The 24,371-nt window shown below is 61.5% G+C and carries 24 protein-coding genes; 16 read left to right on the forward strand and 8 right to left on the reverse strand.

Features of this window, described 5'->3' with window-relative positions; all coding sequences use genetic code 11:
* The 8 genes from DIC75_RS11030 to DIC75_RS11065 all read left to right on the forward strand — a co-directional run bounded on the left by DIC75_RS11030 (window position 1) and on the right by DIC75_RS11065 (window position 7,695).
* Complete coding sequence (locus DIC75_RS11030) at window positions 1-1,137, forward strand: hypothetical protein (RefSeq protein ID WP_250988086.1); 1,137 nt, start codon at window positions 1-3, stop codon at window positions 1,135-1,137.
* Between the two features lie 45 nt (window positions 1,138-1,182).
* Window positions 1,183-1,989, forward strand: a complete 807-nt coding sequence (locus tag DIC75_RS11035; protein ID WP_250988087.1) for a DUF8579 domain-containing protein — start codon at window positions 1,183-1,185, stop codon at window positions 1,987-1,989.
* A 69-nt stretch (window positions 1,990-2,058) separates the two neighbouring features.
* Window positions 2,059-2,421 (forward strand): response regulator, encoded by a 363-nt coding sequence (locus DIC75_RS11040; protein WP_250988088.1) that lies wholly within the window; start codon window positions 2,059-2,061, stop codon window positions 2,419-2,421.
* 2 nt (window positions 2,422-2,423) lie between these two features.
* Window positions 2,424-3,458 (forward strand): chemotaxis-specific protein-glutamate methyltransferase CheB, encoded by a 1,035-nt coding sequence (gene cheB, locus DIC75_RS11045; protein WP_250988089.1) that lies wholly within the window; start codon window positions 2,424-2,426, stop codon window positions 3,456-3,458.
* A complete protein-coding gene (locus DIC75_RS11050; RefSeq protein ID WP_250988090.1) occupies window positions 3,451-5,409 on the forward strand; it encodes a chemotaxis protein CheA in 1,959 nt (652 codons plus the stop codon). The genes cheB and DIC75_RS11050 overlap by 8 nt, the downstream gene beginning before the upstream one ends.
* 12 nt (window positions 5,410-5,421) lie before the next feature.
* Entirely contained in the window at window positions 5,422-6,036 is a 615-nt protein-coding gene (locus tag DIC75_RS11055; RefSeq protein ID WP_250988091.1) for a chemotaxis protein CheC, read from the forward strand.
* Between the two features lie 64 nt (window positions 6,037-6,100).
* Entirely contained in the window at window positions 6,101-6,547 is a 447-nt protein-coding gene (locus tag DIC75_RS11060) for a chemotaxis protein CheD (protein ID WP_352151789.1), read from the forward strand.
* 95 nt (window positions 6,548-6,642) lie between these two features.
* Window positions 6,643-7,695, forward strand: a complete 1,053-nt coding sequence (locus DIC75_RS11065; RefSeq protein ID WP_250988093.1) for a ligand-binding sensor domain-containing protein — start codon at window positions 6,643-6,645, stop codon at window positions 7,693-7,695.
* A 277-nt stretch (window positions 7,696-7,972) separates the two neighbouring features.
* On the opposite strand, the gene DIC75_RS11070 is transcribed toward DIC75_RS11065, so the two are convergent.
* From DIC75_RS11070 to DIC75_RS11090, 5 genes are all read right to left on the reverse strand, one after another.
* Window positions 7,973-9,745, reverse strand: a complete 1,773-nt coding sequence (locus DIC75_RS11070; RefSeq protein ID WP_250988094.1) for a ribosome biogenesis/translation initiation ATPase RLI — start codon at window positions 9,743-9,745, stop codon at window positions 7,973-7,975.
* A 6-nt stretch (window positions 9,746-9,751) separates the two neighbouring features.
* Complete coding sequence (locus DIC75_RS11075) at window positions 9,752-10,114, reverse strand: EMC6-like membrane protein (RefSeq protein ID WP_250988095.1); 363 nt, start codon at window positions 10,112-10,114, stop codon at window positions 9,752-9,754.
* A gap of 157 nt (window positions 10,115-10,271) precedes the next feature.
* A complete protein-coding gene (locus DIC75_RS11080) occupies window positions 10,272-11,297 on the reverse strand; it encodes an mRNA surveillance protein pelota (protein WP_250988096.1) in 1,026 nt (341 codons plus the stop codon).
* Entirely contained in the window at window positions 11,294-13,192 is a 1,899-nt protein-coding gene (rqcH, locus tag DIC75_RS11085) for a ribosome rescue protein RqcH (RefSeq protein WP_250988097.1), read from the reverse strand. Before rqcH ends, DIC75_RS11080 begins: the two co-directional genes overlap by 4 nt.
* A 91-nt stretch (window positions 13,193-13,283) precedes the next feature.
* On the reverse strand, window positions 13,284-14,006 hold the full coding sequence (locus DIC75_RS11090; protein WP_250988098.1) for a peptidylprolyl isomerase: 723 nt from the start codon (window positions 14,004-14,006) through the stop codon (window positions 13,284-13,286).
* 144 nt (window positions 14,007-14,150) lie between these two features.
* On the opposite strand from DIC75_RS11090, the gene DIC75_RS11095 reads away from it, so the two are divergent.
* Both DIC75_RS11095 and cyaB read left to right on the forward strand, forming a co-directional pair.
* Window positions 14,151-15,656, forward strand: coding sequence for an AAA family ATPase (locus DIC75_RS11095; protein ID WP_250988099.1), 1,506 nt, complete (start codon window positions 14,151-14,153; stop codon window positions 15,654-15,656).
* Window positions 15,657-15,698: 42 nt separating this feature from the next.
* Window positions 15,699-16,229, forward strand: coding sequence for a class IV adenylate cyclase (gene cyaB, locus DIC75_RS11100; RefSeq protein WP_250988100.1), 531 nt, complete (start codon window positions 15,699-15,701; stop codon window positions 16,227-16,229).
* Here cyaB and DIC75_RS11105 read toward each other — a convergent pair.
* Both DIC75_RS11105 and DIC75_RS11110 read right to left on the reverse strand, forming a co-directional pair.
* Window positions 16,216-16,857, reverse strand: a complete 642-nt coding sequence (locus tag DIC75_RS11105; RefSeq protein ID WP_250988101.1) for a metallophosphoesterase family protein — start codon at window positions 16,855-16,857, stop codon at window positions 16,216-16,218. The genes cyaB and DIC75_RS11105 overlap by 14 nt on opposite strands.
* A gap of 3 nt (window positions 16,858-16,860) precedes the next feature.
* Window positions 16,861-17,970 carry a TIGR04013 family B12-binding domain/radical SAM domain-containing protein gene (locus DIC75_RS11110; RefSeq protein WP_250988102.1) on the reverse strand — a complete coding sequence of 370 codons (1,110 nt, stop codon included), beginning with the start codon at window positions 17,968-17,970 and terminating at the stop codon, window positions 16,861-16,863.
* Window positions 17,971-18,165: 195 nt separating this feature from the next.
* On the opposite strand from DIC75_RS11110, the gene DIC75_RS11115 reads away from it, so the two are divergent.
* Window positions 18,166-18,897, forward strand: a complete 732-nt coding sequence (locus DIC75_RS11115; RefSeq protein ID WP_250988103.1) for a helix-turn-helix transcriptional regulator — start codon at window positions 18,166-18,168, stop codon at window positions 18,895-18,897.
* Here the strand turns inward: DIC75_RS11115 and DIC75_RS11120 are convergent.
* Window positions 18,867-19,637, reverse strand: a complete 771-nt coding sequence (locus tag DIC75_RS11120) for a UbiA prenyltransferase family protein (RefSeq protein WP_250988104.1) — start codon at window positions 19,635-19,637, stop codon at window positions 18,867-18,869. The genes DIC75_RS11115 and DIC75_RS11120 overlap by 31 nt on opposite strands.
* Before the next feature lie 246 nt (window positions 19,638-19,883).
* Here DIC75_RS11120 and DIC75_RS11125 point away from each other — a divergent pair, with 246 nt between their 5' ends.
* The 5 genes from DIC75_RS11125 (at window position 19,884) to pfkA (ending at window position 24,337) form a co-directional block, all read left to right on the forward strand.
* Window positions 19,884-21,047 carry a PAS domain-containing protein gene (locus DIC75_RS11125; RefSeq protein ID WP_250988105.1) on the forward strand — a complete coding sequence of 388 codons (1,164 nt, stop codon included), beginning with the start codon at window positions 19,884-19,886 and terminating at the stop codon, window positions 21,045-21,047.
* 54 nt (window positions 21,048-21,101) lie between these two features.
* On the forward strand, window positions 21,102-21,350 hold the full coding sequence (locus tag DIC75_RS11130; protein ID WP_250988106.1) for a ChaB family protein: 249 nt from the start codon (window positions 21,102-21,104) through the stop codon (window positions 21,348-21,350).
* A gap of 161 nt (window positions 21,351-21,511) precedes the next feature.
* Entirely contained in the window at window positions 21,512-21,901 is a 390-nt protein-coding gene (locus DIC75_RS11135; protein ID WP_250988107.1) for a PRC-barrel domain-containing protein, read from the forward strand.
* 256 nt (window positions 21,902-22,157) lie between these two features.
* Window positions 22,158-23,369, forward strand: coding sequence for a phosphoglycerate kinase (locus DIC75_RS11140; RefSeq protein WP_250988108.1), 1,212 nt, complete (start codon window positions 22,158-22,160; stop codon window positions 23,367-23,369).
* Window positions 23,366-24,337, forward strand: coding sequence for a 6-phosphofructokinase (pfkA, locus tag DIC75_RS11145; RefSeq protein WP_250988109.1), 972 nt, complete (start codon window positions 23,366-23,368; stop codon window positions 24,335-24,337). The genes DIC75_RS11140 and pfkA overlap by 4 nt, the downstream gene beginning before the upstream one ends.
* The last annotated feature ends 34 nt before the right edge of the window (window positions 24,338-24,371 follow it).

A 24,371-nucleotide genomic window follows, 5' to 3' on the forward strand; every position in this document is an offset into this window, starting at 1 on the left:
GTGAGAGATAACCTACGTCGTCCGCTTCTGTTCCTGATCACCGTCGGTACAGGCTCCCTGATCATCCTCGTCGACGCCCCCCTTGAGGTCATCGTCGCAGGCACCGTACTCGCGGGGTTTCTCGCGCTCGTCGTCACCGGGGCGCTCGACGTTGCAGAACTGAAACCGTCGAGGCTGCGGTCCGCGCTCGCGGAGCGAAAGGAGAAGAAAAAGCAGCAGGCAGCTTCGGAAACGAAGAAACCGGAGAAAACGGCGGAAAAACCGGCCCTCGTCCGGAAACGCCCCTTCGCCGGGATCGACCTCTCCGGCATGCTCCGGACCTTCGCGGCATCGGTTCGGGAGACGATCGCCCACGCCAGTGCCCCTGAAGGTGAGAAGAAGAACCAGTTCGCGGAACTCGATGCCATGCTCGACCAGGCGGTCGAGGGCACGGTCCCCGAACCGTCCATAACCCCGGTCCCGCCGAAAGCCGGCAGGGGCGCTGCCGACCCCCTTGCCTCGCTTGCGGATCTTGACCTCGACGCGCTCGAGGGCATCGACCTCGACGGCGAAGGGTCCGGTCCCGGGACAAGGTTTGAGTCCGAGCAGATCTCTCTCCTCTCCGGGGAAGATGCGGACGCCATATCGGAGATTCTCAAGACACACCAGAGCGACCTCGACGACCTCGAACTCACATCCGACATGGATCTCGCCGGAGATACCGGCGAATCCGGCGCTGCCCTTCCACCGATCGGCGCGGAGATCCCGGAACTGCCCGGAGACGACGGCATGCCGGATATGAGCGCGCTGAATGAGGAACTCTCCGCGCTCGACGACCTGGACCTCGACGAGATCAAGGACGAGATCACGATCGAGGGCGAGGAGGAAGAAGAGGTTGACGAGGAAGAGCCCGTCAGGGACGAGGGAATCCTTGAGGAACTCGAAGGGGAGACGAAAGAAGATTTCGACATGGTCTCCTTTGCGTCCGGCGGCGCGGTCGACGACGACCTGATCACCGAACTCAAGTCCGACACCAAGAAAAAGAAGTTTGTGGAGGACATCAGCCTGGTCCGCGACCTGAAGGGAGAAAAATACCAGGCAAAAGACCTTGTAGTGGAACTCGAGGATGTCCTCGCGGCGATGAAAGCACAACGATGATGGTATCCTGCGGAATAACAGTATAGAGGAGTGACGGAGGCGGAGATGAAATCGGTTCCGGTAAAGGTCGAGCACGAAGGCAGGTGGGTCCCGACGACGATGGGCATCGGTGAGGATCGTTTCCGCATCGAGGCTCCTCTCGAGAGGGAGATCGTATACAAATCCGTGGTCGATCTCGAGAGGAAGAAGAACCAGGTGGTGATCACCGCGGGTGCCGAGGGAGAGTCGGTCTACCGTATCGCATCGGTCGAGAAGGTTCTCACGGTCTTAAAGAAGTTTATCATCATGCAGGCCAGCGCCTACCGGTTGAACGCGTTCTTCATGTCGCCCGCAATCCGCGGTGGGGTGCTCATCCAGGATGCCCGGTGGGAGAAAGGCGCGATCGCCGTCATGAAGACCGGCATCTGGTTCGTCAGCCAGGATACCCAGGTCTGCATCCCCCTTGAGGATGTAACCGGCATCGAACTCACCTCCCGCGAGATCCAGGAGAAGAATCTCGACGTCGTGAAGATCGATCACCTCAGCGAGAACGAGGTCGTGACGACTTTCGTCCTCTGCCCGATGACGACGCTCCAGGTCCTCTACAACTTCCTCAAAGAGGCGACGCACGGGACCGAGGTCAGCGAGGAGATCGACCCCCTGACCGGGCAGGTGGCCATGCTGGTCTACAGCGGGATGGATTCGAGCGCCATCGAGAACATGCTCAAACTCTCGCACAAAGATCTCGACGCCATCTACGAGAAGCTCCTCGGCATGGGGCTTGCCGAAGTACTCTACATAAGAAAGGAAGTACAATTAACCGCAAAAGGTGTCAGATACATCTCAGAAACAGTAAAATCACCATTGGATTAAATGTATTATTTCTTCAAAATAAGAAAGCATATATAACGTTTTTTCCAAATAAACAGTAAGTGGTGTTCGATGGGGAGAATTCTGATCGTCGATGATACAATGTTTATGAGAACGCTGCTGAAGAACATCCTCTTTTCCGGCGGGCACGACATCGTCGGTGAGGCAGCAGACGGGGCGGAGGCCCTTGCCAGATACCGGGAACTCAAGCCCGACCTCGTCACGATGGACGTTGTCATGCCCAACGTGAACGGGATCGAGGCACTCAAGGCCATCAAGGCCGCCGACCCGGCAGCAAAGGTCATCATGTGCACGGCAGTCGGCCAGGAGCAGATGGTCAAACTCGCCGTCAAGAGCGGTGCGAGGGGCTACATCGTCAAACCGTTCCAGGCTCCAAAAGTCCTTGAAGAAGTCAAAAACGTCCTCAGTGCGTAACCATGATACGGGTTCTGATCGTCGACGACTCGCTCTTTATCCGGACGATTCTCCGGGATCTGCTCAAAGATAGCCCGGATATAGAGGTCGTCGGGACGGCGGTCAACGGCATCGACGCCCTCGGGAAGATATCTGAGCTGAAGCCCGACGTCGTCACCCTCGACATCGAGATGCCCCGGATGGGCGGTCTTGAGGTGCTTGAAGCGCTCAGGGAGGTGAGAGCGAAGCCGAAGGTGATCGTCCTGAGCACGCTGACATCAAAGCAGGCCGATATGACCCACCGGGCACTTCGGCTCGGGGCAGACGACTTCATGCTCAAACCGAGGGATGTCCCGAACGTCAGGGGCATCGAGAGGGAACTCGTCCAGAAGATCAGAAACCTTGTCGCGCTCCCGACGATTGTAAGACCCCCCGCGGTCCGCCTGAGCGAGGCGGATATAGTGGTGCTGATAGGCTCTTCGGCCGGAGGACCGCCGATGCTTGACGCGCTCCTCTCCGCGCTCCCGCCGGATCTGCCTGCAGCGGTCGTCGTCACCCAGCATATGCCCGAGGGGTTCACCGCATCGCTCGCCGAGCGGCTGAGCAGGATCTCGCCACTGCAGGTGAAAGAGACCGCCAACGGAGACACCCTGCAGACAGGAACGGTTCTGGTCTCAAAGGCCGGGTTCCACTCCGTCATCTCGCGGGTTGTTTCGGGTGCCGGGAGAAACCATGGACGGGTCGTCCACTCGACCGCCCCCCGCATGCATGCGGTCCGGCCTGCCGTTGATGCGACCTTCACCTCCGCAGCGCACGTCTTCGGTCCGCGTACCGTCTCCGTGCTCCTCTCGGGGATGGGGAACGACGGCGGCGAGGGAACTCTCGCGGTGAAGACCGCGGGCGGTACCACGATGATATGCGCTGAAGAAGACTGTCTCGTATACGGGATGGCGCGATCCGCCCTTGCCAGGAATTGCGTCGACCAGGTGGCTCCGCTCGGGAGTCTTGCGCATGAGATAGCGAGAGCAGTCAGTCGGCTTGAGGTGAATTATGTTTGATGAAGAGGGATACCGGAAGCTGTTCGTTGAGGAGTCGCGGGAGAACCACGAGAACATCGTGAACAATCTCCTTGCTCTCGAGAACGGGGAAGACCAGCAGACAGCCATCGATGAGATCTTCAGATCGGCACATACGCTCAAGGGGATGTCCGCATCGATGGGCTTTGATGCGATGGAGCACCTCTGTCACTCGATGGAAGACGTCTTCTCGCTCATCAGGAGCGGCCAGCGGGAGGTGACCGCAACCCTCACGGACCTTCTGCTCACCTGCACCGACACGATCGAGGGGATGCTGGATGCCATCGAGGCAGGAGGAACTCCGTCCGGCGAGCAGTCTGGGAGCCTGGTGCAGGAACTCCGGGCATTTACCGAAGAAGAGGCCCCGGTTGAGCCGAAAGCGTCTTCCGATGCGGCTTCCCCCGAACCGGCAGGAGAGGCCGACGGCTGTCCGCTCTACACGTTAACGGTCGCTGTCGACCCGTCCAGCACCATGAAGGATATCCGGGCCATGCTGCTCCTGCAGAATCTCCAGGAGATCGGGACGATTCTCTCGACCACTCCCTCGCAGGAACTCCTCGAGGATGGGAAATTCGACGGACCGTTCGAGATCCTCATCGAAACCGGAGCAGGGGAGGATGCACTCAGGACCGTCGCTTCCGGCACCGAGATCTCCCTTCTTGCTCTCTCCTCCTCGCAATCGCGGCCGGCAGTTTCCTCGGGGGCGACCGAGGGAAGCCGGGGATCCGAACCGGCCCCGGAGCCGCAGGCCGACCTGCCGTCGCCACAGGCGCAGAGAGGAGCCAAGAACGAGAAGACCCGGGAGATCAAGAACATCCGCGTAGATATCCAGCGGCTCGACCGGATGATGAACCTGGTGGAGGACCTGGTGATCAACCGCGGACGGCTGGAACTGATCGCGAAGAAACACGGCATCAAGGAGTTCGACGAGGCGCTCTCCATGGTCGGCCGTTCGGTTTCCGACCTCCAGAACCTCATGATGGGAATCCGGATGATGCCGCTCGAGCGCATCTTCAACCGTCTTCCCCGGGTCGTGCGGGACGTCGCAAACCACGACGGGAAGGAGGTCGAACTCTTCATCGAGGGCGGCGAGACCGAGCTTGACAGGAGCATGATGGACGGGCTCTCCGACCCGCTCCTCCACATCATCAGGAACGCGGTGAACCACGGCATCGAGACCCCGGAGATCCGTGAAGCCTGTGGAAAACCGCCGAAAGGGTCGCTCCGGCTGACGGCAAGGAGGGATAAGGACAACGTCATCATCGAGATCGAGGACGACGGTGCCGGCATCGATTCCGAGAGGCTCCGGAAGAAGGCCATTGAGAAAGGTCTCATGACACCCGAGGCTGCGGCGATCGCAACGAAAGACGACCTCGTCAACCTGCTCTTCGAGCCCGGGTTCAGCACGGCCGATACGATCACCGACATCAGCGGCAGGGGTGTCGGGCTCGATGTGGTCAAAAAGACGATCGCATCGCTGAAAGGAACGATCAAGGTCGAGACCAACGTAGGCACGGGGACGAAATTCGAGCTGGTGCTGCCCCCGACGATGGCGATCATCGACGTCATGATGGTGCATATCAACGGGATGCGGTGTGCAATCCCGATCAGCAACGTCGTCGAGGTGGCGCAGACGAGGGCGGAGGCAATCCACCGGATCGGCAACAGCGAGGCGATCCTGCTCCGGGACCAGACCCTCCCCATGCACCGCCTGGAGGATATGTTCGGCCGGGCACAGAGGAGCGACACGCTGGTCGTGCTGCAGAATAACGGCAGGAGATGCTGCATTGCCGTCGATACCGTGGATGGCCAGCAGGAGGTGGTGGTGAAACCGCTCTCCAGGATTGCAGGCAACTGTCGGGGGATCAGCGGGATCACCATCCCCGGAGACGGCGATGTCGTCCCGGTACTCGACGTGAATACAATGATTTAGGAGGGAGTTTTCATGGAACTAGATGCCATTCAGAAAGACGCGCTGGCAGAGTTTGGGAATATCGGTGCGGCACATGCGGCGACGACTCTATCGCAGATGTTGATGAGCCCGATTGAGATGACGGTGCCGGAGGTGCAGGCCGTCGATATCGCCGAACTGCACAACTATATCAGCAACGAGATATCGGCCGTGGTCGTCTTCCAGATCCAGGGAGAGGTCGCGGATGGAGGGTATATCGTCGTCAGCATGCCCCGGGAGACCGTCATCCAGCTGACGAACCGGATGCTCGGCACCACGGATGCCGATCGCGAGATCAACGAGATGGACCAGAGCGCCGCAATCGAGATCGGGAACATCATGATATCCGCGTTTCTCGATGCGACCGCCGAACTGCTGGATATCGTCATGCTGCCGTCTCCCCCGGCGCTGGCCATCGATATGGCGCATGCTGCCTTTGAATCCATCATCGCGCAGATGGCCGGCGACGTGAACGACGTCCTGATCTTCAACACCGAGCTCACGAGCGAGGCGCCGCCCGTCTACGGAGGCATCTACCTGCTGCCGAACGCCGAACTCATGCAACAGTTATTCCTCATGCTGAAACGCCTGATGGAACCACTCCCATAACCAGCCTTCGGGATATACCATGGAGAACAATTTTTTTGGTGAAGAGACGGCAGTAATCCTTGGTATGGGTGAACTCAGGGTCGGGACGTGCCCGATGGGGACAATCGGGCTCGGCTCCTGCATCGCGCTCATCCTGCACGACCAGCGGAGGTCTCTTGCGGGGCTCGCCCATATCATGCTCCCCGAAAGCCACGGGAACACCGACCGGCCCGGTAAGTTTGCCGATACCGCCATAAGCGTCCTCCTCGAGGAGATGGAGAAGTTCGGAAGCACGAAGTTCTCGATCGCCGCAATCGTCGTCGGGGGTGCGAAGATGTTTCAGTTCTCGGCCGACTCCTTAAATATCGGCGAGCGAAACGCTGCCGTGGTGAAGGACCTGCTGCAGGAACAGGGCATCCGGATCGAGTACGAGGAGATCGGCGGAAAGGTTGGGCGATCCGTGTACTACTGGCCGGAGAAGAAGGGTCGCCTCATCATCAAGAGGGCGGACGGAACATGCATCGCGCTCTGATACTCTTTGTGGCCGCGGCATCCCTCTTATTCCCTCTCTCATCAGCGATTTACATCGAAGTACCCGATTATAATTCAGGCATCGCATCCGCCGGCGTGAAGGAGGCGATCAATGGCCGGTACGGGGACGTCATCTTTGCGACCGACAGCGGCATCTCCGTGCATACGGCAAACGGCACCTGGTATTCGGTCAATGCGAGGCATCCGGGAGAGACGGTCTACGGCCGGCTCGCGCCCCTCGAAACCATGGTGACCGCGGTCGCCCTCGACGCGGAAGGCCACCTCTGGATAGGGTATCCGGGCGGGCTGCAGATCGGAGACGGGACGGGCTATCGGACCATCACGGACCTGCAGTTCCTCAAGAACCGCAACATCAACTGCATGATACGGTGGGGGGACGAGATGTGGATTGCCACCGGTCGGGCGGGCCTCCACCGATACCATGGCGATGACTGGACGTGGTATAAGCCGCTCGGGCCCGAAGGTCTCGGGTGCCATACCGTTGTGAGCATGGCGGTCGATGCCGCGAGCGATGCGCTCGTCATCGGGTCCGAGAACGACGGGATCCGGGTGCTCGGGAACAGGACCGGGGAGGTTCGCTTCGAGCAGGTCACCTACCGCGACGATCCGCTTCGCGGGATCTCCGAGGTGCGGGTCGACCCGTTCGGGGGCGTGTACCTCTTCAACCGCACCACGGTCCTCCGGTATACCCCTGACGGGGGAGTTACCCCGGTCCTCGGCGCCGGGGACCTGAGCACGTTCCCGGTCACGATCAACGATGTCGCGGCAACACCGGAGGGGATGCTGCTTATTGCGTCCGACAACGGGATATACGGGTGGAACTCATCGGGTGTCGCCCTGCATATCATGTCGGGGGACGGCCTTCGCTCGAACTTTGTCAAGAAGCTCTTCATCGATGCAGACGGACGGTGCTGGTTCGTCGTTCCCGGGAACGTGGGCTACATCCCGCCGATGACGGACTCCGCCACCCTCGATCTCTCCGCCGTCCCGGTGCAGACGCCGGAGGTCGCCGGGACTGTCTCCGGCAGTGCCCCGGCGCCGGAGGAGACGCCCGGAGAGCCCGCCGGGCTGCTCGATGGAGTATGGGCTTTTTTTGAAGGGTGGATCGGCGCGGTGATCCCCGGGTGAGCGGGGTTTGAGAGCGCGGGCCAGGGAGGGATCTACCTCCGACTTTCTTGATGTCACGGTTCCCGGGCCCACGAAGGTTTTGTCGGAAACTGAGTCCGGTTCATCGACGCTCCCGGACACGGATTCCCAGGGGATATCGCCATTGGGGGAGTGCGACTGGCCGAAGGGCAGGAGCACGAGCACCGTTAGGTGCGAGGGGCTGACGCTCCAGTGTATCGGGCTTTTTTCGCACCGCTAATGTTCCAGCATCTCGTCAAAAGAGAGTGGTCGTGCCACTTCACGACTTCGAGATCTCCGCGTAGTAGTATTCCCCGGCGGCGACCTGTTCGCGGTCCAGGAACGAACCCGGCTTGTTGATCCGCGGCCGCCCGCTCTTGTCCCGCCGGAAGGTGATCCCGAGCGCCTCGAGGAACCGGTTCATGCCCGGCGCCATATCGAACGGCCCGGCGGCCTTGCCGTGCAGACCCGGCTCGCCCTCGAAGACCAGGATCCGGTCGCTGATCATGTCGATGACGTAGATGTCGTGGTCGATCACGAGCGTGCTCGCATCCCGCCCTTCTGCGTGTTTCCTGATCATCCGGGAGATCTTCACCCGCTGCTCCACGTCGAGGTGAGCGCTCGGCTCGTCTAAGATGTAGAGGTCGGCGTCGCGCGAGAGGCAGACCGCGATGGCCACCCGCTGGAGTTCGCCGCCGGAGAGCGTGTTCACCGGCGCCTGGAGGAGCTGCGAGAGCGAGAGGGGCTCTAAGATCTCGTGCTGGTAGAACGAGGTGTCGAACTTCGTCGTCGTCTGCCGGAGGATCTCCTCGACGGTCGCCTCCGAGTCCCCTTTGAGGTACTGCGGCTTGTAGGAGATCCGCACCCGGGTATCCATCGACCCGGTGTCGGGTTCGAGCACCCCGGCAAGGAGCTGGGCGAACGTGCTCTTCCCGATGCCGTTCGCCCCGAGCACCCCGAGGACTTCCCCGCTCCGGATCTCCCCGCCGTCGACGGTGAGCGAGAACTGCTCGAAACGCTTCGTCATCGACGGGAACGCAAGAAGCACCTCCCGGTCCGACTCGGAAGCGTGGGCCCGGGTATCGAACGTCACCGCATACGTCCTGAACCTGACGTTCTCCTCCGGGAGGAAGCCCTCCAGGTACTGGTTGATCCCCACCCGGACGCCTTTCGGGTGGGTGATGACGCCGAAGACCGCCGGTTCTCCGTAGGCGATGTGCACGGTATCGGCAAGCATATCGAGGATGGCAAGGTCGTGCTCGACGATCACGACCGGCCGCTCCAGGGCGAGTTCCCGGATGAGGTTCGCGGCGGCCATCCGCTGGTAGACGTCGAGGTACGGCGTGATCTCATCGAGGAAGTAGAAGTCGGCGTCACGCGAAAGACAGGCGGTGATCGCCACCCGCTGCAGCTCGCCGCCGGAGAGGGTCGCTATTGGCCGGTCGATGACCGCCGCAAGCGATAACCGGTCGATGTAGTAGTCGAGTTTGCCGCGCTCGTCGGTGGTCGCGAGGAGGTCGCGCACCGACCCGGTAAAGACCTTCGGGATCTGGTCGATATACTGCGGCTTCACGGCGACCTTCACGTTCTTCTGCGAGAGCAACTGGAGGTAGTCGAAGAGCTCGGTTCCCTGGTAGAGGTCGAGGACTTCCTTCCACGAGACCTCGGTGTCGGTCCTCCCCAGGTTCGGGACGAGCGTGCCCGAGAGGATCTTCACCGACGTGCTCTTGCCGATACCGTTCGGACCCAGAATGCCGGTGACCTTCCCCTCGACGGGGATCGGAAGGCCGTAGAGGACGAAACCGTTCTGGCCGTAGCGGTGGATCGGCCGGTCGAGCTGTTCGGGAAGGTTGACGATGTCGAGGGCCTCGAACGGGCACTTCTTCACGCAGATGCCGCATCCGACACAGAGTTCCTCGGATATGACGGCTTTCTGGTCTTCGCCGATGACGACGGTCTCGTCGCCGGTCCGGACACGCGGGCAGTAGAGGATGCACTCGGTGCCGCACTTGGCGGGGTGGCACCGATCACGGTGTACAACAGCAATACGCATGGGAGATCACAGGACGGTAGTGGTCAAGAGGATCGTCCAGGTCATGAACCAGAGCGCGAACGTCATGAAACTCTGGTAGAACCAGTCCTTGCCGGTCAGTTCCATGTAGTCGACCCCAAGGAGCATGAAGATGTGCTTCTGGAAGACGACGCCCGCCATCAGGAGCAGAAGGCCTATGATGGCGTTCGCCTGGAGGCCGGTGACCGGGTCCGGGGTGCCGGAGAGGTAGAACGAGAGTCCTCCGGTCAGGATGCCCATGAAACAGGCTATAAGCGTCCGCTTTATCCGATTTCTGTGCTCGACCTGTTTCTCGGCACGGGTCCGCGGCCGTGTCTTCTCAACCTCTTCTGCTACCGCATTCTCGCTCATCGTGACACCAGTGTTACGCCATTCCGGAAAGGGAAGTCTCTTCGGGACGGTGGCCCGGCGGAGAAAACAGGCTCCCGGCCACTCCCCGGATTGACGGAATTACTACATAATAGGGTGTTCTCCGGTTATAAAGGTAGGCAACTTCCGGCGAGCGGCCTCACTCGATCCTGTACCGCAGGAGCGCCGCAGCACCGCCGAGGGCCGCGAGGCGCTCTCCCGGCTCGAACTCGGTGCTCATCACCACGACCGTTGCGTTGACCTGCTCGGCCTGTTCGATGACACCCATAGCCTCTTCGTCCCGGAGCAGGGTGTCGGAGACCAGCACCGTCTCCGCCGCACCGTAGGCAATCGCCTTCCTGACCTCGTCGATGCCGTAGGCGACGGCGCCTTCGGTCGCGATCCGGTGCAGGACTTCGTCCATCATCCTGACCTCCCGCGCAAGGTGGAGGTCGCCGAGCAACCGCTCGAGGATTCCCTGCCCGATGACCTCCTGCACGGCGCCTCGCCCGATGCGTCGTGTCTCGACCGCGACCATCCGTTCCGCGAGGTCGGGAGCACGGGCTTTCACGTAATTCGCGAACTCGTCCTTCACGAATCCCGGGCCCGCGACGACCAGGGGGCCGGTGACCGCGGCAAGCGCCTCAAGCGTCTTCTCGAAGAGCACCGACCGGGTGCCGGCATCGGCACCCTTGCTGCTCCCGACCGTAACAGTGGTCACCCACTCCGGGCCGAACTGGCGCAGGCGGTAGACCTGCGCTTCCCCCTCCTCGACGCTCACGACGTGAACAACGCCGTACGCGGAAGCATCGACAGCCCGCCGGATCCGCTCGCAGTCGACGGGCCGCCACTGTTTGACGACCGAGATCTCGAACCCGATCTCGACGTTTAAGGTGTGGTGTGCAGTGACGTCCACCCCGCTTTCGATGGTGCCGCCGATGCGGAGGCGGTTCGTGTGCTGGTGGAACTCCACCTTCTCGACCCGGATCCCGAGCCGGACCGGCCGCTTCTCGGCCTTCTCCGGCCGGAGTTTGTCGGTTGCCGCCTCCACGCTCCGGAAGGTCGTCGCAAAGACGAGATCTCCCGGCCCGACCAGGTGGGAGAGGTGCCAGATGTCGTCGAGCGTCTCCGGGAAGAGACGTATCTCGCCGAACCGCTTCTTCATCTCCCGAACTTCAGCCTTCATGGTTCCACGATATCGGAGCCCCCCGGCGGGACGAATGCGGCGACCGCCTCGGTGTTCAGGGCGTTCTTGAGCCCTTTCCACTCGTCTTCCGAGAGTTTATCCCTGAGTGCCCGGACTACCTTCTTTGCGGTGTCGTTCGGTTCGAACTGCCCGGGACGGAGTTCCACACTCACCTTCGTCCGCCCGCTGACGGCACCGGGGGGGCCGCCGATGACGGCGACCTCGGGCGCCATCGCAAGACCGATCGCCACGCCGAGGGGGACGTTCCGGAAGTACTGCCGCTCTCCGCGGACGATGAAAGCGCCCCTCGCCACGTACTCTCCGGACTCAGGCGTCTTGCTCACCTGGTCGGGGCGGGCGGCGTAGACGTCCGCCGTGAAGTGCCCGGCCTTCCAGGCGTTGGAGTAGGATGCGGCAAACTGCACGGCCTCGTCCAGGCGTTCGGTCGCGCCCTTCACGATGACGACGCTCCCGCCGTGGACGTCGGCGTGAACGAAGAGGTCACCCCCCTCCATGTACTTCTTGACGAGTTCCTCGTTCTGGGAGGCGTCCCGGCCGCCGATGACGAGAGTGCCGTCGGTGGTAGTGAACCAGCGGAACCGGTGGTACCACCGCTTCTTCAAGAGGGCAAGGTTCTGTTTATGCCGGGGCTTCTCGGGGACCATCCGCTCCATCGCCGCGAGTGCGCCCGTCTTCTTCTTCTTGAACTTCTTGATGAAATCGTAGTAGCGGCCGAGGTTCTGCTCCATCGTCTCGTGGACGTAGACCTTCACCCGCTCCTCTTCAAGACCGAGTTCCACCGCCGCCTCGGCAGGGTGGACCGCACGGACCATCTTTGCCGCCGCATTCCCGCTGTTCGACTTGAGGACCTGCTCGATCTCCTGCCACGAGCGATCTCTGCTTGCTTCGTCGAGCGTCGTTATGATCCCGGTGACTGCGGTGTAGTTCTCGTAGAGCACCTCCACGACTCGTTCGTACCGCTCGATCTTCTTCTCAAACCCCTTAATAGCCTCCGCCTGGCGCCGACGGATCACCTCCGCCTGGGAGAGGCGAGGTTTCTCGGCTCCGGCCTCCTCCTTCTCGCCCGCCACCTTCGGGTAGAATGCATCCAGAGCCTCGCTGAAGGTCGCAAACCGCTCGCGAACCTCCTCGCCGGCAAGCACCACCGGCCAGCACCCGGACGGCGTTATCACCGGCTCGTTGCGTCTCGCAACATCGGTCATCAGGCGATCGAACGCTTCCCGGACCGCCTCCGCGTTCACTTCCGCGGCTGCGGCGCTCTTCTCGACGCCCGCCGTCCTGCAGACTTCTTCGGCATACGCGCCGCCGAGCATGCACCCGACGGCGAGCGTCCGGACGATGTCGCGGTCGGACCCGGCAAGCATTGTCCGGAACTCAACAGGAGGGAGCGTCGAGCAGTCGGACCCCTCGAAGGCGTAGACCGCGCCGGGGACCACCTCCCGGGTCTTGAACCGGTGGTGCCAGAGGGGCTTTATTATCGTATACCCTTCGTCGCAGAGGACCGCGTTCCCCTCGTCGAAGAGTTCGAAGATGAGGTGATAGGTCGTGTCCCTCTTTCCGACGTCGATGCTCACGGTGCGCTCGAGCCCGAGCTGGCGGATGCCGAGCACCTTTCCGCCTTCGAGGTGCTTCCTGAGCAGCATCGCGAAACTCGGCGGATTCTTCGGGGGTGTGGGGAACTCCGCGGTGAAGTGGGCACGCCGTCCCGTCTCGACGAGGAACAGATACTTTGCCCGGTCTTCCCCGTTCAGCCTGATACCGAGGGTCTTCGCGTCGAACTGGTAGATCTTGCCGACCCAGAGCGGGAGGCGATCGGCGGCCTCCGCCACCAGTGCCCGAAGATCGACCCCGCTCATTCCCTGTAGTGTCGCCATTGGTTCCAGAATACATTCGGCCCGGTACCTAAAGAAGGGTACTGCCGGCGGAAACGCTCTTCAAAAAAGCAAAACGTGAGAGGGAGGGGGATTACTCCTCGGACTCTTCCGTCTCTTCGATCTCGGTAATCTCGGGCGCCGTCTCCGGCGTCGCCGGGCGGGAGACCGTCTCCTTCATGACGACGTCGTTGATATCGGGATAGTTTTCAAATATCTCGCGGACGAGGGTGCCCCGCCAGACCATCCAGCGCCTGTCGTATGCGATCGCGGGAGGAAGCGCCAGTTCGGCCACTCCGTCGGCGATGCTGATCTCGATGTCGGTCCGGCCCGAGAAGAGCTTGATGAGACCCTTGATCTGTTCTACCGGGTCCTCGACCTTCTCGAGGATTGCATAAGAGTAGTTCAGGGTCTTCCCGGCAAGCGGGTGGTTGAAGTCGACGACCGCACGCCTTCCGATGACGTCGACGACGACGCCCTCGCGGCCTTCGACCTCGATCCGGGTTCCACGCTTGGGTTTCTCGCGGAACTGCGTGACCGGGACGGACCGGACACCATCTTCCTCGTGTGCCCCGAACGCCTTCTCGGGCGGGACGTCGACCTCTCCCTCGGCGCCGACATCCTTGCCTATCAGTTCGTCCTCAAGGCCGATGATGACGTGGTGGCTCCCCAGGCGAACGGTGACCGGACCGTACTCCGCTCGCGGGTTGTAGATCCCTTCTTCCTTTGCGTTCTCCTCATCCGTGGTATCGAAGATATTCTCACCGACGCGGCCGGTGTATCTGAGCCTGATAAAATCTCCTTCCTGAAGTGCCATTCCATTCACCCTGGATAGCAGACGCATTATGGCTCCGGTACGCCTTCCGTACCGGCCCGCCGCATGCCTGCATCTCGTTGTCCCACTTTATTTGGATGGAATGGTATTTATACTGTCCACCGGAACACCCCGGCGGGCAGGATCATGGTTGAGGTGCAGCAGCGGGCCTGGGGTGTATCGTATGCCCCCTCTCCCCCGGAGGAGTTCTGCGGCAGACAGGAGGAGCGTGAACGGCTTTCGGCCGTTCTCTCGCGTGCAGGAGAACACGGGCAGGCGGTGATGATCTCCGGCCCGCCCGGTATCGGAAAGAGTTCTCTCTTAAACCGGCTCGCATACGAGGTGCAGGAACGCCCCGGCGGGCTGCAGTCTCCCGTCCTCAGGGGTGAGGTCTTCGACCTCCCGGGAATGATCTTCTCTGCATTTCGGGAACTGTTGAAAGACCTGCAGCGCTCTGCCGCATCCGCAAGATTCGGGGACACCCTCGATGCCGAAGGCATGAAAGAGGCGATCCGGTATGCCGACGACGTCTTCGAGAAGTATGCCGCCACGGTGGAGCCGGTCGGTCTGCTCTCGAGGACCGGCGAAGAGATCATCGGTATCTTCGCCCGGTCGCCCGGGGTAGGGTACGACCGGGTACACCAGGCGTTCGAGGAGCTGCTCGGGGAACTCGGGAGACTGATGGTCGGGACCGGCCGTGTTGCGGCGGTCCTGCTCGACGATGTCCATCTCGCCTCGAGCCTCGATCGCCGCCTCCTCCGGGATGTCATGCACGACCTCCCGCCCGGCATCCTCCTCGCCTTCACCTGCCGGACGGAAGATGGGGGCGGCTCCGGATACGCAACGATGCGGGAGGAACTTCGAGGTTCCGGGATACCGGAAGTGCCGCTCTCCGGGATGCAGCGGCACGAGATCCGGGAGATGGGGGAGAAGCGGTTTGATCTCTCCATCGACGACGCAGCCGCCGGCCTCCTCGAGGAGACCTCGGGCGACCCGTTCAGCCTCATGGCCTGCTTCAACGCCCTGCGCCACCGGGGTCTTGCACCGTCCCGGGCAACCATCGCGGACGTGCTCGCCGGGGCGGAGGACCCGGCAGGACTCGCCTTTGCCACGCTCCCCGAGTCGGGGAGGGCGTGGGCGGAGAATCTCTGCGTCTTAAACCCCCCGCTCCCGGTGCAGGTCATGGCCTGCATGCTCGATCTCCAGGGGGCGGATGTGACGCTGATGACCGACAGGATGCAGGAGAGCGGCATATTCCGGAGGCTCCCGGGCGGGGAGTACGCCTTCGCACACCCCCTCCTGCAGGAGCACTGCAGGCACGGGCTCTCTGCAGACGCAAGAGTTGCGCTTAACGCCCGTGCGGCAGACTGCTTCGAACGTTCCATGCACCGCCTCTCCGGCAGGCTGCACGTCCTTCTCTCGCTTGCCTGCCACTTCTTCCACGCGCGGGAGCACGGAAAGGCGGCGGACCTGAGCCTGGAACTCGGGGTCCGGTTCTACCATCGCGAGGATTACGATACGGCCCTGGTGCTGACCGAGCGCGCGATCGTCTCTGCAGAGCGTCTCGGGGATGACGCTCTCCTCGCCGCCGCACGGCAGCAGAGAGACCTGATCCGGCAGAAGGTCTCCGGTCCGGCCCGGGCCGTGCAGTGAGGGTTTATCGTCGCTCGCGAGAGACGATCTGGTGCGACTGGCATGCTCGAAGTGGAAGCAAAGTTTGGGGTCAGAGACCCGGAGGACGTCAGGGTCCGGCTCGACAGAAAGGGAGTGCAGATGGCCCGGCGGCAGCGGGAACGCGATGTCTACTACAACGCCCCCCACCGTGATTTCGGGCAGACCGACGAGGCGTTGCGGGTCAGGTACGACGATACCGGGTTTACCGTGACCTACAAAGGGCCAAGGGTCCGGGTCGGGAGCGCAAAGGCCCGCGAGGAGTTCAACCTGAAGGTAGCCTCGGGGGAAACCCTCGAGGGGATCCTCTCCCGTCTCGGTTTCCGGCTTGCCGCCACGGTCTCAAAAATGCGGGAGTTCTACGAGATGGGGGACGTGACGGTCACGCTCGACGACGTCGAGGGGCTCGGGACGTTCATCGAGATCGAGATACTGACAGAAGACGATAAAGAGGACGCTGCCGACCGGATCGGAGTGATTGCAAAAGAATTGGGTGTAGACGGTCCACCGATCTACACCTCGTATCTGGAGATGCTGCTGTCTAGACAGCAATAAGGTCGATATGGATATCTTTCGGCTCCTTCCCGAAGTGGATGATAGCGCCGTAGCCTTCTGAGGCGGGTCCGGGATTGACGACGGTGACGCCGTCGACCTCGGTTATACCCCGTGCCTCGTGGATGTGGGCACAGCAGACCAGGTCGAACCGGGTCATGTGCTTCCTGATGCTCCGGCTCCCGACGTGATCCTCGCTGACGGAATCCAGTGCCTCGTACGGCGGGGCATGGCTGAGCAGGACGTTGTGGACATTTTTGTCCATGTGGTTGGCGATCCGGGTGAGTTCTCTGTCAATCTCTTCTTCCGTCAGCTCAAACGGCGTATTGAAGGGGGTCTTGTTCGAACCCCCGAGACCGGCGAGCGTTATCTTGCCAAGGGCGATCCACGAGTTGTGCAGACAGACCGCATCCGAGCGCTCAAGCACGTCGATGATCTCGCGGGGATCACAGTTGCCGGGGATTGCGAAACACGGTACTTCAAAGTTGGAGAGTACCGAATCTACAGGCTCAAGTGGACCAAAGTTGGTGATGTCGCCTGCAATGATGACTGCATCGTAGTCGTAGCTGAGAAAAGCATCAAGCTTTCCGTAGTTACCGTGCAGATCTGCTAAGAGTAGCACATCCGTCATGCACTATAGGTGAGAAGTGCGTCTAAAAAACCTTATCTCATGATCCATCCATGAGCCGGTTATCCTGCCGCTGAGTGCCAGTTTGCCAAGAACCTTTTCCGTCTCCGGAAGAAGCCGGCGTGGGCGGCTGTTTCGGAGCGGGGTCCCGGGCAGCGGCATAAAATAGTGGATGTGTGCCTTCCCCTCCCGGGCGACCAGTTTCACGAGGTCGAGCGTTGCGCGCTGGTCGTCGTCGCTCTCGAACGGCAGCCCGAGAATGAAATCGACGATCGGGAAGAGCCCGTGCTCACGGCAGAGATCGATGGCACGGACGACGTCCTCCACGGTATGCCCCCGGTGCAGACGGCGGAGCACCGCATCGCTCCCCGATTGGGCCCCGAAGTGCAGGCGGGTGTTGGCGCAGTGGTCGAGGACGAGCTCGACGGACTGCCGCGAGACGCACTCCGGGCGCACCTCACCGGGGAAGGTGCCGAAATAGATCCGCCCGTCGAGGCTCCGGAGGAGCCGCTCCACTCGATCAAGCCGGAGATGGATGCCGTCCGAGCCGTAGGCGAACGCGTTCGGGGTGACGAACCTGATATCCCGGTAGCGCGATGCATAGCGAGCGATCTCGTCGACGGAGCGGTGGCGCATGCACCGCCCGAAGAGACGCGGCGTCTGGCAGTATCCGCAGGAGAACGGGCATCCACGGGTGATCTCGACGAACCCCTTGAACTGCGAGAAGGGTGGGTAACCGTCGAGGAGGACGGTGTGGCGGGCAGGCGTGTAGCCGGCGGCAGTGGCGACGCCGGGAGGCGGGTCCCTGCCCTCTTCGATGGCGGATAGAAGCGCCGGGAGCGTGTACTCGCCTTCCCCGACGACGACGTAGTCGGCATACTCCGCCACCTCGCGGTAGCAGGCGGAAGCATGGGGGCCCCCGGCGATCGTTATACAATCCGCCCCCGCGATCTCGTCACGATAGAAGCGTTCGTTGATGGAGTTCAGGCTGTAGATGGTGACGTCGGTGCGCGGTTCGCCGGTGATCTCAAGGTGGTACCCGGAGCCCTCGCAGGCCGCGTAGAGGGCGGCGAGAGTGTTGTTCGCCTGGGATATGGCTCGCCAGTTGACGTTCATGGGTGTAACGAAGATCCTCGTCTGCCGTCCCGTCGAGAGAGGAGGGCCGGCAGGAGCAGTCCCTGTATTGGCCGTTCAGCGGAACCGGGGAACGTTCGACTCCCCGGAGCATTCGATATACCGTCTCTTCAAAGAAGAAGATTAATGTGACGCCGCCGACGAACTATTAGAAGGTACATGAAAATCACCGATTTCATGAAGATCTTTTCGAGTGAGCGCCGGATAGAGGTTCTGGACGCACTCCTGCGACAAGAGTCCAAAGATGAGATTAAACAACATATCCCCTCTTCGACCTACGCTTTTACTGTCAATTACCTCAAGAAAGTGGGTTTTGTCAGGGAAGCTGACGGCGAGGTCCTGCTGACCGATAGGGGACATGCAAACCTCATCATCTTCGAACGGTTCAAAGAGAGCATTGAGACCCTCCGGATGCTCTATGAAGCCTTTCCGGACCATGTCATTACGTTCCCGGATGAGTTCGCTCTCCGTCTCTGTGAGATCCGCGATGCCAGGGTCATCGCCTCCGAGCCATCCGACATCTTAAAACCGCATCGCGTATTTACCGACTATCTGAGAAATACCCGGGAGATTTACGGCGTCTCCCCGATTCTCTTCCCCGATTACCCCGAGTTCTTCAAGGGCCTGGCGGAGAGCGTCGATACGATCTCTCTCGTGGTCACGCAGGAGGTCTTGGATATCATCTCGGGCTACCCGATCGGTGATTACGGCAATCTTGAGATCTACCTCGCTCCGGAAGCCCCCCGGATCGCTGCCACCGTCACGAACACCTTCCTCTCGATCGGGTTCTTCTACAAATCGGGAAGTTATGACTTCACGCGGGACCTCATCGCAACGTCCCCCGAAGCGATAAAATTTGGAAAAGACCTCATTCACCATTATAGAACACAATCCCGGAGAATCGTATAGCCCGTATAGAGGATCCATTCTCCATCGACGAGTGTGTTCCGAAACATCTCGAACCGGTTGCAGTAGGCGACGATGTAGAAGGTGCTGTGAACCGAACTGATGAGCAGAACGTCGATACCGGCGATAACGCCCGAGAAATATGCGCCGAAGACCGCCACGTGGGCGATCAGGCTGAGACCGAGCAGCAGGGTAGTGACCTGCATCCGGGAGAGGACTGTCGGGATCGTCAGGATACCTGCCGTTCTGTCCTTATCGACATCGCGAACGTCATAGATGACGGTATTGACAAAGCTTTTACAGAAGAAGAAAAGACAGACCAGCATGACCGGCAGGCTGAAGGTGCCGAGGAATATAAGGATGCCAAGCGACCAGGTGAGAGCGACGATGCAGTTTTTCATTCCCCTGCTCCCCTTCAGCCTGTACCCCCGGATGCCCTTCGCATACAGGTATGCGACAAGGAACGGCACGAGAAGGGCGGGGTTCGGGTAGAGGACGAATGCGCCGATTGTGGCGATGAGCGCCGTTCCCAGGAGTGTTTGCCTGAACCGGTCACCTCGTTTCTCATCCTCCTTATTCTCCACACCCCGATCGAATGCATAGGCTGCATATGCGATGAGCGCCGCGGCGGCAAATTCGGTGATCGGTACGTGGTTGCCGAGGAAACCATACGCGAATTGCAGTTTGAGGGCTCCCGAAAGCGTAACCACAAGTATCGAGATGATAAGATGCTGTGCTTCCATAATGTACACAATTGAGGAGAGGAAAATATTACATTCTGACCGAAATTGTACAGTACCATTGTAAAGTTCCAATCATGTTGTAATTTCACAAAGGGCTTGTATTCTTTCGGCGAAACCGTAAGAAAGCCATTTATACCGGTTATTTTTAATGTATATTCCGGGGATCGAATGCATTACTCCGGGGCGGCGAGTACGAACTGTCACAGAACCGGAAAGCAGAAATCAGAAAGAGAGCAGATAGCCGAGATGCTGCTTTACCGTAGCAGTTGCTCCGCACAGGACGCGTCGCGCGCTGCGGTATCCGCCCGGGATCTTCTGGTACTGCTGGTTGACCGCTGGGAGGATGGAATCGTGCTGGTCGCCCCGGATCAGACCATCGCCTGGATGAACGAAGCCATGGAGGGGCTCTTCAAAGTGAGCAGGTACGAAACGATCGGCATGAATGCCGTGGAATTCATCTCCCTCTGCATCTCCCCAAACCTCCTGGACGGCGAGAATTTAAAAGCGGATTTCATCGGCTCCTGTTTCTTCTGCGAAAATATTCCGGCAAGGAGATACTGCACATCCCGTACTCTGGCAGGAGGAGTCTGTGTGGAATATTCAAGCATCGTGATCCCCGGCGGCCCGGCCCGGGGCGCGCGCCTGGACACCTACCACGTCAGCCAGGATTCCAGCCGGGCGGAGACGGGCCTCAAAGAGTACCGGCAACGATATGACTTCCTGACTGCCTTCTCTTCCGACCTGATCATATCCCTCGATCCAGGCCTCACGATAACGTTGGTGAGCCCCTCGGTGAAGGGGCTCCTCGGGCATAACCCGGAAGATCTGGCAGGAAAACACCTCTCTTCCATAATGGCCCGGGATTCTATTGCAGAGTTCCAGAAAGCCTGCTTCCTGGATCGCGTCTCCAGAGGATCGACAGGGTGCTCCGATCCGGCCGTATCAGTGCGCTGGATGGAGACGACCCTCATAGACGCGCAGGATCAACCGGTTGCCGTGATCTTCGGGTTTTCACCGATCGGCGACAGTGAGGGGAGTCCCACCGGGATCATCGCGGTTGCGCATCGGAAGATCGACGATCACCTTCGGCAGGAGGTCGCTTCGCAGCTCGACCGGAACATTGAGCAACTCGCATGCCTTGGCGATCGCATCAAGAACCCGCTCGCCGTCATCGTCGGTCTTGCCGACCTGCAGGACGGCGAGGCTGCCCGGAAGATCTCCGAACAGGCACGGAGTATCGAAGGGGTCGTCATGGAACTGGACAGGGAGTACGTCGCATCGCTGAGCGTCAGGCAATTCCTGAGGAAGCACTATGACCTGGGAGACGACGCCCGGTTGCAGGTCGCGCCCTCCGGGTCCGGTTCGGCCGAGGGTATTTCGTGCCGGCCCGGTTCGTCCACGGACGCCTGAAACATTTTTATACCGGGCAGGGCACACCCGGTCGCACTGGAAACGGGTGAGAGTATGCCGTATTATGCAAGTAACGAAGACCTGCCCCGACCGGTGAGGGAACTCCTTCCCGAGCACGGCCGGGAGATCTACCGTGAGGCTTTCAACAGTGCCTGGGAGCAGTATGCCGACCCCTCGGAGCAGCGAAACCCCCGGGAGTCTCGTGAGGAGGTTGCCCACAAGGTCGCCTGGGCGGCGGTGGAGCGGGTCTACGAGAAGGGGCCGGGCGGTGAGTGGCGGAGGAAGCAAGAGGCGAAACAGTAGGTTCTGCTCCGGGCAACGCCGCCTCCGGCTGCTATCCCGGAGAGCGATCCCATTTTTATGCCGAATTTGTTATATTGCCATAAGAATTAAATACTGCTCGCCCTGTATTGACTCTCTTGCCGTGGAACAGCATGTTCCACAATCCTGGAGATGTGATTCAGATGAGAGGAGCTACCACGCAGGTGGGGACACGGAATATTATAAGGGGAAAGGATCTTGCGGACTATGCGGTCAGAAACCCGCGGGGCGAGGACCTCGGGAGCATCAAGGACGTCGTGATCGATACCAATGAAGGCTGCATCGCCTACGCCGCCCTCTCGTTCGGGGGTATCATGGGACTCGGCGACAAACTCTTCGCCATCCCCTGGGAGGCTCTTCAGTACAACGCGACCGACGACTCCTTCGTTCTGGACGTGCCCAAAGAGCGGCTGGAGAACGCGCCGGGCTTTGACAAGGATAACTGGCCGACGACCGCCCAGCGCGAGTGGCTCACCGGCATGTACAGCCACTACGGCTACACACCCTACTGGGAGCGCCGCCTGGAGCGGTGAGCCCGCTGCAAGAGCAGGAATCGAACCGGCCACGGAACCGCGTGCGGAACCGTGCCCGGTGACAATTTTTGAAGAACTGTTGCCCCGGGCAGCTGCGACGAACACTATATATGTCAATGCACGCATGCACTGCGACACCGTAATTCAGCGGGGAGCGGTCGGAAGGGAGCAGGAAGCCGGATAGGGAGGGGGCTTCTTCACGTACCCGGGTCCCGGCACTCTGTGCCGTTCTCCGCTGCTCCGGGGGTATGCCGGTATGCAGAATGTGATATCAAGACGGAAGAAGACCGTCCGGGAGATCGATGTGAGGGGCAAGCGGGTGCTCGTCCGTGCCGACTTCAACGTGCCGCTCGACGAAGACGGTGCCATTGCCGACGATACCCGCATCCGGGCCAGCCTGCCGACGATACGCTACCTCTGCGAACGGGACGCACGGGTCATCCTCTGCTCCCACCTGGGCCGGCCGAAAGGCGTGGTGGAAGAGCGGTTACGCCTGGTCCTCGTGGCAAACCGGCTCTCCGTGCTCCTCGACCAACCGGTCGTCGCGCTCCGGGACTGCATCGGGCCGGAGGTGGAGAGCGCGGTCGCGGCGATGAACGGCGGGGATGTCGTTCTCCTCGAGAACCTCCGGTTCCACCCGGAGGAGAAGAAAGACGACCCCGCCTTTGCGGAGAGACTCGCCCGCCTCGCTGAGATCTACGTCAACGATGCCTTTGGAGCCTCCCACCGGGCCCATGCGTCGGTCGTTGGCGTCCCGGAGCACCTGCCGGCGGTGGCCGGTCTCCTGCTGGAGAAGGAGATCGGAACGTTTGCGCGCATCCTGGAGGACCCTGAGAGGCCGTTTGCCGCCGTGATCGGCGGGGCCAAGGTGAGCGACAAACTGGAGGTCCTCGATAACATCATCTCCCGGGTGGACACGCTCATTATCGGGGGAGGCATGGCGGCGACGTTCCTTGCGAGCCGTGGGTACGGGGCCGGCGCGTCATACGTCGAGACCGACCGCCTGGATGCCGTCAGAAGACTTGAGGAAAGGGCGACTGAACGCGGCGTCCGCCTCCTCCTGCCCGGGGACGTCGTCGTCGCGGAGAGGCTCGAGGCGGGTGTCCCGACCCGGGTAGTGCCTGCCGCGGAGATCCCGGACGGCCGTATCATCGCCGATATCGGGCCCGGGGCTGCCGACGAGTTCTCCCGGGAGCTTGCCGGTTCGCGAACCGTTGTCTGGAACGGGCCGATGGGGGTCTTCGAGATCCCGGAGTTTGCAGAAGGGACGCGCCGGGTCGCCGCGGCTCTCGCCAATCTCCGCGGCACCACGGTCATCGGCGGCGGTTCGACCACGGATGCGGTGGTGCGGTTCGGGCTTGCCGACCAGATGACCCACGTCTCGACGGGCGGCGGAGCCGCGCTGACGATGCTTGCGGGAAAGCCGCTCCCCGGCGTCACGGCGCTCGACGATGCAGGGACTCCATGAGGCGCATCGGCATCCTGACGAGCGGCGGTGACGCCCCGGGCATGAACGCCTGCATCCGGGCGGCGGTTCGGACCGCGCTCGCAAACGACCTTGCCGTCATCGGGATACGCCGGGGGTATACCGGGCTGATCGCCGGCGACGCGGTGCCGCTCGACCGAAGAGCGATCCGAAACACCATTCACCTGGGCGGCACCATCCTCGAGACCTCCCGGAACCCGGACTTCTACACCAGGGAAGGGAGGCTCAGGGCGGCAGCGTCCATCGAGCGGATGGGGCTCGACGGCATCGTCCTGATCGGGGGCGAGGGGACGTTCCACGGCGCAAGCCTGCTTGCCGCCGATGCGGATACGGCGGCGCTCGTGGGGGTGCCGGGGAGCATCGACAACGACGTCTACGGGACCGACTACTGCATCGGGTTCGATACGGCGGCGAACTGTGCGGTCGAGGCGATCGACCGCATCCGCGACACGGCCCGGTCGCACGAACGCCTCTTCTTCATCGAGGTGATGGGGCGGACGGCCGGATTCCTGGCGCTCGAGAGCGGCATCGCCGGCGGCGCCGAGGAACTGGTCATCCCGGAAGAAGAGGTCTCGATCGCCCGGATCAGCGAGCGCATACGGGAAGGGTTCACCATCGGGAAGAAGAGCGCGATCGTGGTGGTGGCGGAGGGGAAGACGCCGGGAGTCTCCTTTGAGATTGCCCGGGAGGTCAGCGAGCGCCTCAACTTCGAATCCCGCGTCGTCGTCCTCGGGCACCTCCAGCGGGGCGGGCCCCCGACGCTGCGCGACCGGGTGCTCGGGAGCCTCCTCGGTGTCGCCGCCGTCGAGGCACTGACGGAGGGGCGGAGCGGGTGCATGGTGGGAGAGGTCGGCGGAGACCTCGCGTGCACCCCGTTCGAAGATACCTGGCAGAAGAAGAAACCGCTCGACGAGAAATTACGGCGGATATTCCCGTTCCTCTCGGAGTAGGGGGAGGGCGGGAAAGCCCGTCCACGCGTGTCCT

Source organism: Methanoculleus oceani (genome assembly GCF_023702065.1).
GTDB classification, from domain to species: domain Archaea; phylum Halobacteriota; class Methanomicrobia; order Methanomicrobiales; family Methanoculleaceae; genus Methanoculleus; species Methanoculleus oceani.

What these genes read in the sequence shown, in the direction of transcription:
- DIC75_RS11035 (WP_250988087.1), top strand. Translation starts at nt 1,183, where the DNA reads ATGAAATCGGTTCCGGTAAAGGTCGAGCACGAAGGCAGGTGGGTCCCG.
- DIC75_RS11040 (WP_250988088.1), top strand. Translation starts at nt 2,059, where the DNA reads ATGGGGAGAATTCTGATCGTCGATGATACAATGTTTATGAGAACGCTG.
- cheB (WP_250988089.1), top strand. Translation starts at nt 2,424, where the DNA reads ATGATACGGGTTCTGATCGTCGACGACTCGCTCTTTATCCGGACGATT.
- DIC75_RS11050 (WP_250988090.1), top strand. Translation starts at nt 3,451, where the DNA reads ATGTTTGATGAAGAGGGATACCGGAAGCTGTTCGTTGAGGAGTCGCGG.
- DIC75_RS11055 (WP_250988091.1), top strand. Translation starts at nt 5,422, where the DNA reads ATGGAACTAGATGCCATTCAGAAAGACGCGCTGGCAGAGTTTGGGAAT.
- DIC75_RS11060 (WP_352151789.1), top strand. Translation starts at nt 6,101, where the DNA reads ATGGGTGAACTCAGGGTCGGGACGTGCCCGATGGGGACAATCGGGCTC.
- DIC75_RS11070 (WP_250988094.1), bottom strand. Translation starts at nt 9,745, where the DNA reads ATGCGTATTGCTGTTGTACACCGTGATCGGTGCCACCCCGCCAAGTGC.
- DIC75_RS11075 (WP_250988095.1), bottom strand. Translation starts at nt 10,114, where the DNA reads ATGAGCGAGAATGCGGTAGCAGAAGAGGTTGAGAAGACACGGCCGCGG.
- DIC75_RS11080 (WP_250988096.1), bottom strand. Translation starts at nt 11,297, where the DNA reads ATGAAGGCTGAAGTTCGGGAGATGAAGAAGCGGTTCGGCGAGATACGT.
- rqcH (WP_250988097.1), bottom strand. Translation starts at nt 13,192, where the DNA reads ATGGCGACACTACAGGGAATGAGCGGGGTCGATCTTCGGGCACTGGTG.
- DIC75_RS11090 (WP_250988098.1), bottom strand. Translation starts at nt 14,006, where the DNA reads ATGGCACTTCAGGAAGGAGATTTTATCAGGCTCAGATACACCGGCCGC.
- DIC75_RS11095 (WP_250988099.1), top strand. Translation starts at nt 14,151, where the DNA reads ATGGTTGAGGTGCAGCAGCGGGCCTGGGGTGTATCGTATGCCCCCTCT.
- cyaB (WP_250988100.1), top strand. Translation starts at nt 15,699, where the DNA reads ATGCTCGAAGTGGAAGCAAAGTTTGGGGTCAGAGACCCGGAGGACGTC.
- DIC75_RS11105 (WP_250988101.1), bottom strand. Translation starts at nt 16,857, where the DNA reads ATGACGGATGTGCTACTCTTAGCAGATCTGCACGGTAACTACGGAAAG.
- DIC75_RS11110 (WP_250988102.1), bottom strand. Translation starts at nt 17,970, where the DNA reads ATGAACGTCAACTGGCGAGCCATATCCCAGGCGAACAACACTCTCGCC.
- DIC75_RS11115 (WP_250988103.1), top strand. Translation starts at nt 18,166, where the DNA reads ATGAAGATCTTTTCGAGTGAGCGCCGGATAGAGGTTCTGGACGCACTC.
- DIC75_RS11120 (WP_250988104.1), bottom strand. Translation starts at nt 19,637, where the DNA reads ATGGAAGCACAGCATCTTATCATCTCGATACTTGTGGTTACGCTTTCG.
- DIC75_RS11125 (WP_250988105.1), top strand. Translation starts at nt 19,884, where the DNA reads ATGCTGCTTTACCGTAGCAGTTGCTCCGCACAGGACGCGTCGCGCGCT.
- DIC75_RS11130 (WP_250988106.1), top strand. Translation starts at nt 21,102, where the DNA reads ATGCCGTATTATGCAAGTAACGAAGACCTGCCCCGACCGGTGAGGGAA.
- DIC75_RS11135 (WP_250988107.1), top strand. Translation starts at nt 21,512, where the DNA reads ATGAGAGGAGCTACCACGCAGGTGGGGACACGGAATATTATAAGGGGA.
- DIC75_RS11140 (WP_250988108.1), top strand. Translation starts at nt 22,158, where the DNA reads ATGCAGAATGTGATATCAAGACGGAAGAAGACCGTCCGGGAGATCGAT.
- pfkA (WP_250988109.1), top strand. Translation starts at nt 23,366, where the DNA reads ATGAGGCGCATCGGCATCCTGACGAGCGGCGGTGACGCCCCGGGCATG.